The sequence below is a fragment of the Janibacter sp. CFPM2_SD2 genome (assembly GCF_057364645.1).
Genome location: NZ_JBNFOF010000079.1, coordinates 1 through 12,438, shown reverse-complemented (window position 1 = coordinate 12,438; position 12,438 = coordinate 1). Strand labels below are relative to the sequence as shown.

Sequence of the window (12,438 nt, the reverse complement as noted above, 5' to 3'; positions counted from 1 at the left end):
GGCGCTCACCCTTCGCCACGACGCGATGACGTCCGCGCGGCCGGGGGGATCGCCCTTTCGAGCGCGCGCCGAGGTGGGCGTCGCGCTGCCGCGCACGCTCCCGCTCGCTCGGGTCCATGGCTCGCTCCTCACCCGACGGCGGAGGGGAGCGGGAGGGATGCAACGTCATGCAACCCTGTCGCCCGGCGCCGCTGCCGGAGTTGTGTGGGTCACGGTACAACGCAAAGGAGCGGATCGTGACCCAGATGACCGAGCAGCAGACGACGACGGCGACCGAGCGGGCAACGGCCTGGTTCGGTGCCCTCGAGGCGGCCCTCACGGCGCAGGACGTGGCGGCGGCCGCAGATCTCTTCGCCACCGAGAGCTATTGGCGAGATCTCGTCGCCTTCTCGTGGAACCTCGTCACCGTCGAGCACCGGGAGGGGGTGAGCGAGCTGCTCGAGAGCACGGCGCGTGCGACCGCGGCTCGCAGCTTCGCCCTCTCCGAGGAGGCCACCGAGGAGGACGGGGTGATCACCGCCTGGTTCACCTTCGAGACCGCGGTCGGCCGCGGCCGCGGGCTCGCCCGGCTCGTCACCGAGGACGGCGAGGACCGCGCCTGGACCTTCCTCACCACCCTCTACGAGCTCAAGGGCCACGAGGAGCCGCGCGGCGAGTACCGGCCGAAGGGGGCCGAGCACGGCGTCGACCCACAGCGCCTCAGCTGGAAGGAGAAGCGCGAGGCCGAGGACGCGGCGATGGGCGTGAGCACCCAGCCCTACGTCCTCGTCGTCGGCGGCGGACAGGGCGGCATCGCCCTCGGCGCCCGGCTGCGCCAGCTCGGGGTGCCCTCGCTCGTGCTCGACCGCAACGAGCGACCCGGCGACCAGTGGCGGCAGCGCTACAAGTCCCTCTGCCTGCACGACCCGGTCTGGTACGACCACCTGCCGTACCTGAAGTTCCCCGACAACTGGCCGGTCTTCGCCCCCAAGGACAAGATCGGCGACTGGCTGGAGAGCTACACGAAGATCATGGAGGTGCCCTACTGGGGCTCCACGACGGTCAAGAGCGCCAGCTACGACGAGGCGAAGGGGGAGTGGACCGTCGAGATCGAGCGTGACGGCACGCCGATGACGCTCCACCCGACCCAACTCGTCCTGGCCACCGGCATGTCCGGCAAGCCCAACGTGCCGGTCGTCCCGGGGCAGGACATCTTCCGCGGCGAGCAGCACCACTCGTCCGGGCATCCCGGCCCGGACGCCTACACCGGCAAGAAGGTCGTCGTCATCGGGTCCAACAACTCCGCCTTCGACATCTGCGGCGCGCTGTGGGAGCACGGAGCCGACGTGACGATGGTGCAGCGCTCGTCGACGCACATCGTCAAGAGCGCGAGTCTCATGGAGATCGGTCTCGGTGACCTCTACTCCGAGCGGGCGCTCGCGGCGGGGATGACGACGGAGAAGGCCGACCTCGTCTTCGCGTCACTGCCCTACCGGATCATGCACGAGTTCCAGATCCCGCTCTACGACAAGATGCAGCAGGTCGACGCCGACTTCTACGCGCGGCTCGAGGCGGCCGGCTTCGACCTCGACTTCGGTGACGACGGCTCGGGGCTCTTCCTCAAGTACCTGCGGCGCGGGTCCGGCTACTACATCGACGTCGGCGCGGCCGAGCTCGTCGCCGACGGCAGCGTCAAGCTCGTCAAGGGCCAGCTCGACCACCTCACCGAGGACGCGGTGGTCCTCGCCGACGGCACCGAGCTCGAGGCCGACCTCGTCGTCTACGCGACGGGCTACGGCTCGATGAACGGCTGGGCTGCCGACCTCATCAGCCAGGAGGTCGCGGACAAGGTCGGCAAGGTCTGGGGTCTCGGCTCGGACACGACCAAGGACCCGGGCCCCTGGGAGGGCGAGCAGCGCAACATGTGGAAGCCGACGCAGCAGGAGAACCTGTGGTTCCACGGCGGCAACCTGCACCAGTCGCGGCACTACTCGCTCTACCTCGCCCTGCAGCTCAAGGCCCGGCACGTCGGGCTCGACACCCCGGTCCACGCCCTGGCGCCGGTGCACCACCTCGGGTGAGCCTCGCCGAGGCGGTTGCTCACCCCAGGTCGGCGACCGCCTCGGCAACCTTCTCGTGCTCGGCACGCAGCCGCCGTAGGAAGTCCTTGGTCCGCGCGTGCTGCGGGTTGCTGATGACCTCGCTCGGGGTGCCCTGCTCGACGACGACCCCGCCGTCCATGAAGACGACCCGGTCGGCGACGTCGCGAGCGAAGGCCATCTCGTGGGTGACGACGATCATCGTCATGCCCTGGCCGGCGAGGTCGCGCATGACCTCGAGGACCTCGCGACGAGCTCGGGGTCGAGGGCCGAGGTCGGCTCGTCGAAGAGCATGAGCTTGGGCTTCATCGCGAGGGCCCGGGCGATGGCGACCCGCTGCTGCTGCCCACCGGAGAGCTGACCGGGGTATGCGCTCGACTTGTCACCGAGACCCACCTTGTCGAGCAGCTCGAGCGCCTCGGCGCGCACCTCGGCCTTCGACCGACCCTGCACGCGCACCGGAGCCTCCATGACGTTCTCGAGGGCCGTCATGTGGGGGAAGAGGTTGAACCGCTGGAAGACCATGCCGATCTCGCGGCGCTGGGCGGCGATCTCCTTGTCCTTCAGGCGGTGCAGGCGCTCGCCCTTGACCTTGTAGCCCATGAGGTCGCCGTCGACGAAGATCCGCCCGGCCTGGATGTCCTCGAGCTGGTTGATGCACCGCAGGAAGGTCGTCTTGCCCGAGCCGGAGGGCCCGAGCAGGCAGACGACCTCGCCGGGGGAGACCTCCATGTCGATGCCCTTGAGCACCTCGTTGCTGCCATAGGACTTGCGCACCTGCACCGCGCGCACGAGTGGCTGGCTCACTTGCCGCCTCCGATCGTCAGGCCCATGAGGCGGGTGCGGGTGGTGTCGGTCTTCGCCTGCTTCGAGGTGTTGCCGTAGCCGCGACCGAAGTGCCGCTCCAGGTAGTACTGGCCGACCATGAGCAGCGAGGTGAGGATCAGGTACCAGGCGCACGCCGCGACGAGCGTCGGCATGATCTTCAGCGTCCGGTTGCCGATGATCGAGGTCTGGTTGAAGAGCTCGGTGCCCAGCGGCAGTGCGACGAGGAGCGAGGTGTCCTTGAGCATCGCGATCGTCTCGTTGCCCGTCGGCGGGATGATGACCCGCATCGCCTGCGGCAGGATGACCCGGCGCATCGACAGGCTCGGCTTCATGCCGAGCGCCGCGGCGGCCTCACGCTGGCCCTCGTCGACCGACATGATGCCGGCGCGGGCGATCTCGGCCATGTAGGCCGCCTCGGACAGGCCCATCGCGATGATGCCCCAGATGAGCGTGGTGCTGATCTGGTTGACGTTGAGCGTGAAGAGGGTCAGGTCGCTGCTCAGCCCGAGATAGCCGGCGAGCTGCTGGCTGAAGGGGAAGGGGCCGATGTCGAAGCGCGGGTAGAGGTAGCCGATGCCGGTGCCGAAGAGGGTGACGAGCACCAGGCGCGGGATCCGCGGAAGAACCACGTGTAGAGGAAGCCGACGAACTTGAGCACCGGGTTGTCGGAGAGCCTCATGACGCCGATGACGATGCCGAGGGTGACGCCGATGATCATGACCCGATGGTCGCGATGATCGTGCCCTTGAGCAGACCCTCGAGCACCGGGTTGAAGTTCATCACCTGCAGCGCGAAGGGGATGTCCCACCGCGGGTTCGTGACGAAGCTGCTGATGATCATCGCGAAGATCACCGCAATGACCACGAGCGCCACCCACCGGCCGGGGTGACGGACCGGGACGGCGTCGATGGGGCCGGCCTCCTCGGACACGGGGGCGGTCCCCCTTCGCCTGCCGAAGGGGGGACCGCCGCGCTGCTCGTGCCGGACATCAGGGGTTGACGGAGAACTCGTCGATGCCGCCGGACTCGTTGCCCCAGTCCTTGAGGATCTGCTCGTAGGTGCCGTCCTTCTTCATGGACTCGAAGGCGGCGGCGATGGCCTCGCCGAACTCCTTCTGGTCCTTCGGGACGACGATGCCGTAGGGGGCCGAGTCGTAGATGTCACCGAGGGCCTCGAGCTCCTCGCCCTGCTGCTTGACGGCGTAGAGGCTGATCGGGGAGTCGGCCGCCATGGCCTCGGTCTTGCCGGAGACGAGGCTCGCGGTCACCTTGGACTGCTCCTGCTCGACGACGATCTTGATCTTGTCGTCGCACTTCTTGTTGAGCGCCTCGAGCTCGTCGAACTGGACGGTGCCCTTCTGCACGCCGACGGTCGCGCCGCACGGGTCCTTGGGGTCGACCTTGCCCGGGTTGCCCTTGGCGGTGACCCACTGGGTGCCGGCGTCGAAGTAGCTGATCATGTTGACCTGCTTCTTGCGCTCGTCGTTGATCGTGAAGGAGCTGACCGCGACGTCGTACTTGTCGGAGCTGACGCCGAGGATCAGCGAGTCGAAGGAGGCGTTCTTCCACGACGTCTTCAGGCCCATCTTGGCGGCGGCGGCGTCGAAGAGCTCGACGTCCATGCCCTCGACGGTCTTGCCGTCGTCACCGAGGAACTCGTTGGGCGCGTAGGAGGCGTCGGAGCCGATGTTGAGCGTGCCCTTGCTCTTGACGTCCTCGGGCACGAGCTTCGCGACGGCGTCGTCGACCTTGACCTCCTTGGCCGAGGTCTCGCCACCCCCGCCGGCGTCGGTCCCGTCGAGCGAGTCCGACCCGCACGCGGTCAGGGCGCCCGCACCGAGGGCGAGCGAGGCGAAGAGAGCGACGTGTGCACGGCGCATGGTGTGTCCTCCAGATGCAGTGGGGCACGTGGGGATGTGCCCGGTTGTCGGGCCATGGTGCCACCGTGCCGGTCGCGGCCGGGGACACCCCCCGCCGCGACCTTCACCGTGTCGTGACCGCTGCTCAGTCGCGCGTGCGCGCGAGCAGCGCCTGGACGAAGACGCGCTCGATGTCGTCGGGGGTCTCGGCGATGTAGCTGGTGCCGCCGGTCTCGTCGGCGATCTTCTGCAGGGCCGTCGGGTCGGCCTCGCCCATGCCGATCGTCACGACGCGCACGGGGCGCTTCGGGTCGTAGCTCTCGTCGAGCTTCTTGAGCAGCTGGTTGAGCGCGAGCCCGCCGTTGGGGTCGTCATTCTCCCCGTCGGTGAAGACGACGATCGAGTTGACGTAGTCGGGGTCGTAGTCCTTGACCATCTGCTGGTGGGCGGCCCAGATCGAGTCGTAGAGCGCGGTGTCGCCCTCGATGAGCTTGTCCGAGCCGTTGATGAGCCGGAGCAGCCGGTCGCGGTGGCTGCCCGTGCCGACGGCGGCGTCCAGTCGCTTGACCGGGGCGATCTCCTCGTAGTCCTTGCCCTTGGCCCGATCGCTGCTGAAGGCCCATGCGCCGACCTGGCTGCCCGCGGGGAGCATCTCGGCGCCCTGGAGCAGCGCTCCCTTCGTCACGTCCCAGCGCGTCTGGCCAGGCGTCGGGCTGTCCCATTTCATCGAGCCGGAGGCGTCGATGAGGGCGAGCATCCGCATGTCCGTGCGCATGACGTCCCACTGCTCGACGGCGGCGATCCGCTCGTTGCGGTCGAGTGGCGAGAGCGCGGTGAGCTTCGCCGGGGCCTTGCCGTCGATCTTCGGCCCGCCGCCACCCTTGGAGTCGCGGAAGCCGGCGTCGGTGAGAGCCTGGCGCACCTCGAGCGAACCGAGCTCCTTGCGGGCGCTCTCGGCGGCCTTGAGGTCGTCGCCGGCGAGGGTCGGATTGGTGATCCACGGGTAGTCGAGCGTCAGCGTGCCCTTGTCCGGCATCACGGCGCGAAGGGGGGTGGCGTCGCCGTTGTCCGTGTTCCACGCGGCGATCTGCTGCTCCGAGGCCGGGAAGGGCTGGCTCTTCGCCGGGTCGTTGGCGTAGCCGTCGAAGAGCTGGGGGAGCGAGCTCGCGGCGAAGCGCGACATGAAGATCAGCCGCTTGCCGGTGTCGAGGCCGATCTTGCCCGGCTGGCCGATGCGGCTGGCGTGGTACGCAAGGCGGCTGGCGGTGTCGGAGTCGGGGTTGGCCATCCGCAGCCCGCCGTCCTGGTTGACGAGGTTGGCCCAGGAGCTGAAGCTGCTCACCGCGTCCTTCTGCTCCCGGCTCGACGCGAGGACGACGGGGGAGGAGGCGATCGAGCTGCCCTCGAGCCACTGACCGGTCGTCTTCGTCGGGTCGACCGCGTCGATCCAGGTCGAGCTGTCGGGGACCCAGATGTCCGGGCCGTTGCCGTCGTTGATGTTCTTCGCCGCGTCGGCGGCGGAGGTCGACGAGATGTCGAAGTTGGCGCAGGAGTCGCTCTTGCGCACCTTGGCCAGGGCGTCCTCGAGCGCATCGGCGATCTCGGGGGTGGCCGCCACGGTCAGCGGGTCGCCCTCGCAGGCGGTGTCGTCACCGCCGCCACCGAGGGCGCCCAGGCGCCGCCGCCGCAGAGGGCGAGGACGAGCAGGATCGCGACCGGAACCAGCCAGCGACGCGTGCTCGACTCCTGCTCACGTCGCGACCGGCGCGAAGGTGCGGGGCCTGCGGCAGCCGCGGCCGCCCCCTTCGACCTCGCCGCGGAGCCGGTCCGCTCGCTCGCGGAGGCCGCGCGCGAGGTCTCCTGCTCGTCGTCGTCCCACAGGTCGTGTCGTCGTCCCGGGCGTCCGTCGCTCATCCGTGCTGTCCTCCATCGCCGATACTCCGTCGCTACCGGCCGGTCAAGTATGGACCACGGGTGACCTCGGGTGGCCCGGCGCGGACCGTCACGTGCCCACGATCACGTCGGGCTGCCATGCTGGGGCCATGACCAACTTCCTGATCCGGACCGGTGTCAACGCCGTGGCGCTGTGGGTCTGCGCGTGGCTCATCGACGGCATCCACCTCGCCGACGGCAGCGCGACCTTCGCCTCGAAGTTCGCCACGATCGTCCTCGTCGCCCTGATCTTCGGTGTCGTCAACGCGATCGTGAAGCCGATCGCCAAGGTCCTCGCCTTCCCCGCGATCGTCCTGACGCTGGGCCTGTTCACCTTCGTCGTCAACGCCTTCCTCCTGCAGCTGACCGAGTGGATCGCCTCGCCGCTGGGCCTCGACTTCGAGATCACGAAGTTCTGGTGGGACGCGGTCATCGGCGCCCTCGTCATCACCATCGTCTCGATGATCCTCAACTGGGTGCTGCCGGAGAAGGAGGACCTCGACCGCTGACCCAGAGCCTCTGCAGCCCAGCCCTGCGCCCCGGAACTCTGCAAGACCCTAGGGTCCTGCAGAGTTCCGGCCTCTCAACCCTGCAAGACCCTAGGGTCCTGCAGGGTTGTGGCGTCCCGTGGAGAGGCGGGCCACTAGGGTGCCGGGCATGACGTCACCCCGGCTGCGCTCCGCCCTCGACCAGGTCCCCGCCTACGTGGCCGGCAAGCCGCCCGCCCCGCGTGACGGAGTGACGGTCTACAAGGTCTCTTCCAACGAGAATCCGTACCCTCCCCTCCCTTCGGTCGTCGACGTCATCACGCAGGCCGCCGCCGGGGTCAACCGCTACCCCGACATGGGGGTCACGGCCCTCACCGACGCCCTCGCCGCGCACCTCGACGTGCCGCGCGAGCAGATCGCGACCGGTACCGGGTCGGTGGGCGTGCTCGCGCAGATCATCCAGTCGACGTGCGACCCGGGTGACGAGGTCGTCTACGCGTGGCGCTCCTTCGAGGCCTACCCGATCGTCGTCGCCATCGCCGGCGCCGTGTCGGTCCAGGTGCCGCTGACCGCCGACCAGCGCCACGACCTCGACGCGATGGCCGCCGCGATCACCGACCGCACCCGCGTCGTGCTCGTGTGCACCCCCAACAACCCGACCGGTCCGTCGGTGACCCACGCGGAGCTCGAAGCCTTCATCGCCAAGGTGCCGCGTGACGTCCTCGTCGTCGTCGACGAGGCCTACCTCGAGTTCGTGGAGGGCGAAGGGGAGGTCGACGGGCTCTCCCTGCGTCGCGAGCACGGCAACGTCATGCTCCTGCGCACCTTTTCCAAGGCCTACGGCCTCGCCGGGCTGCGCGTCGGCTACGCCGTCGCGCCGGAGCCGGTGGCCGAGGCGCTGCGCAAGACCGCGACCCCCTTCGGCGTCAACCTGCTCGCCCAGGCCGCGGCGGTCGCCTCGCTCGAGGCGAAGGACGAGCTCGACGTGCGGGTCAAGGAGATCGTCGCCGAGCGCGAGCGCGTGCTCGCCGCCCTCGCCGAGGCCGGCTGGCAGATGACCCCGAGCCAGGCCAACTTCGTGTGGTTCCCGCTCGGCGAGCGCACGGCCGACTTCGTCGCCGCCTGCACGGAGGCCGGCCTGTCCGTGCGCCCCTACGGCACCGACGGCGTGCGGGTGACCATCGGCGAGCCCGAGGCCAACGACCGCCTGATCGCGGTGGCCCGGGCCTTCGGCCCGGCCTGACCTGCCACCTACCCCTGGCCCGCACTTCGCAAGACCCTAGGGTCCTGCGCAGTTGACGGCCCTAGAACCCTGCAAAACCCTAGGGTCTTGCAGGGTTCTGTCATGCCGGGTCGTCGTCAGCGGTGGACCGGCGGCGAAGGGGAGATCAGCGCGCGTCGGCGATGGCGACAGCATCGGCGATCCGTCGCAGAAGCGTCGAAGGATCGTCCAGGTCGGCCCAGCCCAGTCGCACGAAGACCCACCCTTCGGCCTCAAGTGCTGCCTGCCGAGCCAGCTGGTCCTCCATCACCTCGGGACCGGTGTACTTGGCCTCGCCGTCGAACTCGATGGCGACCTTGTACTCACGCAGCGCGAAGTCGAGCCGAAAGTTGCGGCCGCGCGCGCTCACCCACAGCTGTGGCTCGAAGTCCCACGGCCCTTCGCGCAGGATCATCGCGGTCAAGGTCTCGCCGGGTGACTCGTGCTTGCCCTCGACGATTTCGAGGGCGGTGCGGGCCCGGGCAATCCCACGGAAGCCGTGTCGAGCCGCCAGTGCCTGTTGGATCTGCTCGGAGGTGCACACCTCGTGGCGGACCGCGTGGTCGGCGGCGACGAGGGCCGCGGACGTGGCCCCGGACAGCGCCGTCCCGACGATCGCGCTCGCGGGGTCGACGACGGGGACGCTCGTGCCCACGAGCGGCACGTGGACGGCCAGTCGCTGCGCCCCCTTCGTCGCGTGCTCGCTGACGCGCACACCCTGCCGGGTTCGGCCGTGGCCGACCCCTTCGGTGGCGATCTCGACGGTGGACAGGTCACACCTGGCGAGCGGCAGCCCGTGGACCAGGGCGGCGGACATGCCGGACGCCACCGCGCTGCCGCCGAGGAGGCGCAGGTTGGCGACCGTCCTGAGGACGTGGAGCTCTTCCTCCGAGGCGTCGACGAGGCAGGAGTACCACCCGCGGGCGACCCGCAAGACGAGCTGGCGCCGGGCCAAGATCGCCAGGTCGTGCCCGGACAGGCGCGCTTCGCGCGCTTCTCTGCTGGTGAAGAGCGGCAGGTCACGCAGGGCGGAGATGTCTCGGTGGCGAGCAGGAGGTCCGGGCATGCCCCCACCGTGGCCGAGCGGCGGCACCCGGCGCCGCCGTTATCCACAGGCCAGGCATCAACCCTGCACAACCCTAGGGTCCTGCAGAGTTGGAGTGGCTCAACCCTGCAAGACCCTAGGGTTTTGCGGAGTTGGGATGGGCTGGTTCCGGGGGGCGGTGACGAGGGCGGCGCAGTGGGTCGGAGCCGGTTTGGGCGTCCACCTGCTGAGACGCTAGGTTGGCCCCAGCCAGTGAACTGTGGTTCGGGTCACAAGCCCACCGCAGCCGTTCGGGGCGTCGCAGCCGACGCCCTCGGGGCCGCGGCCGGGTGACCCCCGGGCCGGGCCGAAGGGAGCACATCGTGAGCGACAACGACGTCGCCGGCCAGGCCGGCACCCGAGGACACGTGGCAGGGGCCTTCGAGCCCTCGCCGGAGATGGGGCCGAAGCCGCCATCGCAGATCAGCGGGCACTTCTCCGACGACAACCCCGAGATGGTGCAGTTCGTCGACGCCGAGGGCACCCGCCTCGAGACCAATGCGACCAACGCGCCCTACGCCCAGATCGTCGAGGACATGACGAGCGAGGACGCGCGCACGATCTACCGCGACCTCGTCCTCGTCCGCCGCATCGACGCCGAGGGCTTCGCCCTCCAACGCCAGGGCGAGCTCGGCCTGTGGCCGAGCCTCTTCGGCCAGGAGGCCGCGCAGGTCGGCGCCGGCCGCGCGCTGCGCCCCCACGACTACGCCTTCCCGGGCTACCGCGAGCACGGTGTCGCGTGGTGCCGGGGTGTCGACCCGGTGAGCCTCTTCGGGATGTTCCGCGGGGTCAACCACGGCGGGTGGGACTCCAACGAGAACAACTTCCACCTCTACACGATCGTCATCGGCAACCAGATGCTCCACGCGGTCGGCTACGCCATGGGCATCACGGCCGACGGTGCGATGGGCACCGGCGACCCCGAGCGCGACAGCGCGGTCATGGCCTTCACCGGCGACGGCGGCACCAGCCAGGGCGACTTCAACGAGGCCCTCGTCTTCGCCGCGGTGACCAATGCCCCGGTCGTCTTCTTCGTCCAGAACAACCAGTGGGCGATCTCCGAGCCCAACGACAAGCAGTTCATCATCCCGCCCTACCAGCGTGCCCGCGGCTTCGGCTTCCCCGGCGTGCTCGTCGACGGCAACGACCCGCTTGCGACCTATGCCGTCGCCAAGGGCGCGCTCGACAAGGCGCGCAGCGGCCAGGGCCCGACGCTCATCGAGGCCTACACCTACCGGATGGGCGCGCACACGACCTCCGACGACCCGACGAAGTACCGCAGCGACGCCGAGGTCGAGATCTGGAAGCACAAGGACCCGATCAAGCGCATGCGCGGCTTCATGACCGAGCGCGGTCACGCCGACCAGGCCTTCTTCGACGCCGTCGACGTCGAGGCCGGTGAGGTCGCCGAGCGCATCCGCAAGGCCTGCCAGGAGATGCCCGACCCGGAGCTGCCGACGATGTTCGACCACCAGTACACCGAGCCCCACCCCGTCGTCGACGCCGAGCGCGAGGAGTTCCTCGCCTACCACGCCGGCTTCGCCGAGGAAGGAGACGCCCGATGAGCGGCCAGCGCCTCTCTCTCGCCAAGGGCCTCAACGCCGGCCTGCGCAAGGCCATGGACAAGGACCCCAAGGTCGTCCTCATGGGTGAGGACGTCGGCAAGTCGGCGGCGTCTTCCGCATCACCGAGGGCCTGCAGAAGGACTTCGGCGAGCACCGTGTCCTCGACACCCCGCTCGCGGAGTCGGGCATCGTCGGCACCGCCGTCGGCCTGGCCCTGCGCGGCTACCGGCCCGTCGTCGAGATCCAGTTCGACGGCTTCGTCTACCCGGCCTTCGACCAGATCGTCAGCCAGGTCGCCAAGATGCACGCCCGATCCCTCGGTCACCTCAAGGTGCCGATGGTCATCCGCATCCCCTGCGGTGGTGGCATCGGTGCCGTCGAGCACCACAGCGAGTCCAACGAGGCCTACTTCGCGCACACCGCCGGCCTGCGGGTCGTCTCGTGCAGCAATGCGGCCGACGCCTACTGGATGATCCAGCAGGCGATCGAGACCGACGACCCGGTGATCTTCTTCGAGCCCAAGCGTCGCTACCACGAGCGCGGCGAGACCGAGATCGACGAAGGGGCGCCCCTGACCTCGGTCTCTACGACGCCCGCGTGGTCCGGGAGGGTCGTGACGCGACCCTCCTGTGCTACGGCCCGATGGTCAAGACCTGCCTGCAGGCGGCCGAGGCCGCGCGCGAGGAGGGCCGCGACCTCGAGGTCGTCGACCTGCGCTCGCTCAGCCCGCTCGACCTGCCGACGATCACCGACTCGGTGAAGAAGACCGGTCGCGCCGTCATCGTCCACGAGGCGCAGACCTTCGCCGGGCTCGGCGCGGAGATCGCCGCCCGGGTCCAGGAGGAGTGCTTCTACCACCTCGAGGCGCCCGTGCTGCGGGTCGGCGGCTACAACATCCCCTACCCGCCCAGCCGCTTCGAGGAGGAGTTCCTCCCGACCCTCGACCGGGTCCTCGACGCCGTCGACCGCTCGCTCGCGCACTGACAGGAGTCACTGTGGCCGTCAAGAAGTTCAACCTGCCCGACCCCGGCGAGGGCCTCACCGAGGCCGAGGTGACGACCTGGAAGGTCAAGGTCGGCGACACCGTCGCCGTCAACGACATCGTCATCGAGGTCGAGACCGCGAAGTCGCTCGTCGAGCTGCCCATCCCCTTCGCCGGCACCGTCGTCGAGCTGCTCGTCGCCGAAGGCGACACCGTCGACGTCGGCGCCCCCGATCATCACCGTCGAGGTCGCCGGCTCCGACCCGGAGCCGGCCGCCCCGGCCGCTGGCGAGGCCGAGGAGGCCTCCGGGCCCAACCTCGTCGGCTACGGCGCCAAGGCGGCAGCACCCGGTCGGCGTGCC

Annotated in this window: 11 protein-coding genes and 2 pseudogenes; 6 read left to right on the top strand and 7 right to left on the bottom strand. The window is 69.5% G+C overall.

The window, feature by feature from the left end; genetic code table 11:
- Window positions 1–245: 245 nt before the first annotated feature.
- Window positions 246–2,060 (top strand): flavin-containing monooxygenase, encoded by a 1,815-nt coding sequence (locus AC2W7J_RS09240; protein WP_485982174.1) that lies wholly within the window; start codon window positions 246–248, stop codon window positions 2,058–2,060.
- 19 nt (window positions 2,061–2,079) lie between these two features.
- Here the strand turns inward: AC2W7J_RS09240 and AC2W7J_RS09235 are convergent.
- The 6 genes and pseudogenes from AC2W7J_RS09235 to AC2W7J_RS09210 all read right to left on the bottom strand — a co-directional run bounded on the left by AC2W7J_RS09235 (window position 2,080) and on the right by AC2W7J_RS09210 (window position 6,678).
- Window positions 2,080–2,885 (bottom strand): annotated as a pseudogene (locus AC2W7J_RS09235) (amino acid ABC transporter ATP-binding protein).
- The gene (locus AC2W7J_RS09230) at window positions 2,882–3,535 is read right to left on the bottom strand and encodes an amino acid ABC transporter permease (protein ID WP_485982173.1); all 654 of its coding nucleotides are present in this window, start codon (window positions 3,533–3,535) and stop codon (window positions 2,882–2,884) included. Before AC2W7J_RS09230 ends, AC2W7J_RS09235 begins: the two are co-directional and overlap by 4 nt.
- A gap of 85 nt (window positions 3,536–3,620) precedes the next feature.
- Window positions 3,621–3,836 (bottom strand): hypothetical protein, encoded by a 216-nt coding sequence (locus tag AC2W7J_RS09225; RefSeq protein WP_485982172.1) that lies wholly within the window; start codon window positions 3,834–3,836, stop codon window positions 3,621–3,623.
- Between the two features lie 58 nt (window positions 3,837–3,894).
- Window positions 3,895–4,785 carry an ABC transporter substrate-binding protein gene (locus AC2W7J_RS09220; RefSeq protein WP_255184485.1) on the bottom strand — a complete coding sequence of 297 codons (891 nt, stop codon included), beginning with the start codon at window positions 4,783–4,785 and terminating at the stop codon, window positions 3,895–3,897.
- Window positions 4,786–4,909: 124 nt separating this feature from the next.
- The gene (locus tag AC2W7J_RS09215) at window positions 4,910–6,382 is read right to left on the bottom strand and encodes a substrate-binding domain-containing protein (RefSeq protein ID WP_485982171.1); all 1,473 of its coding nucleotides are present in this window, start codon (window positions 6,380–6,382) and stop codon (window positions 4,910–4,912) included.
- Between the two features lie 2 nt (window positions 6,383–6,384).
- Window positions 6,385–6,678 carry a hypothetical protein gene (locus tag AC2W7J_RS09210; protein WP_485982170.1) on the bottom strand — a complete coding sequence of 98 codons (294 nt, stop codon included), beginning with the start codon at window positions 6,676–6,678 and terminating at the stop codon, window positions 6,385–6,387.
- A gap of 128 nt (window positions 6,679–6,806) precedes the next feature.
- Here AC2W7J_RS09210 and AC2W7J_RS09205 point away from each other — a divergent pair, with 128 nt between their 5' ends.
- Window positions 6,807–7,205 carry a phage holin family protein gene (locus tag AC2W7J_RS09205; protein WP_255184483.1) on the top strand — a complete coding sequence of 133 codons (399 nt, stop codon included), beginning with the start codon at window positions 6,807–6,809 and terminating at the stop codon, window positions 7,203–7,205.
- A 148-nt stretch (window positions 7,206–7,353) separates the two neighbouring features.
- A complete protein-coding gene (gene hisC / locus AC2W7J_RS09200) occupies window positions 7,354–8,427 on the top strand; it encodes a histidinol-phosphate transaminase (protein ID WP_255184482.1) in 1,074 nt (357 codons plus the stop codon).
- Window positions 8,428–8,572: 145 nt separating this feature from the next.
- On the opposite strand, the gene AC2W7J_RS09195 is transcribed toward hisC, so the two are convergent.
- Window positions 8,573–9,511: a hypothetical protein gene (locus AC2W7J_RS09195; RefSeq protein ID WP_485982169.1), complete on the bottom strand. Its 939-nt coding sequence runs from the start codon at window positions 9,509–9,511 to the stop codon at window positions 8,573–8,575.
- Between the two features lie 341 nt (window positions 9,512–9,852).
- On the opposite strand from AC2W7J_RS09195, the gene pdhA reads away from it, so the two are divergent.
- The 3 genes and pseudogenes from pdhA to AC2W7J_RS09180 form a co-directional block, all read left to right on the top strand.
- Window positions 9,853–11,094, top strand: coding sequence for a pyruvate dehydrogenase (acetyl-transferring) E1 component subunit alpha (gene pdhA / locus AC2W7J_RS09190; protein ID WP_485982168.1), 1,242 nt, complete (start codon window positions 9,853–9,855; stop codon window positions 11,092–11,094).
- Window positions 11,091–12,078: pseudogene (locus tag AC2W7J_RS09185) on the top strand (alpha-ketoacid dehydrogenase subunit beta). The gene pdhA and the pseudogene AC2W7J_RS09185 overlap by 4 nt, the downstream one beginning before the upstream one ends.
- An 11-nt stretch (window positions 12,079–12,089) precedes the next feature.
- A partial coding sequence (locus tag AC2W7J_RS09180; protein ID WP_485982167.1) for a biotin/lipoyl-containing protein occupies window positions 12,090–12,438 on the top strand: 349 nt, incomplete at its 3' end.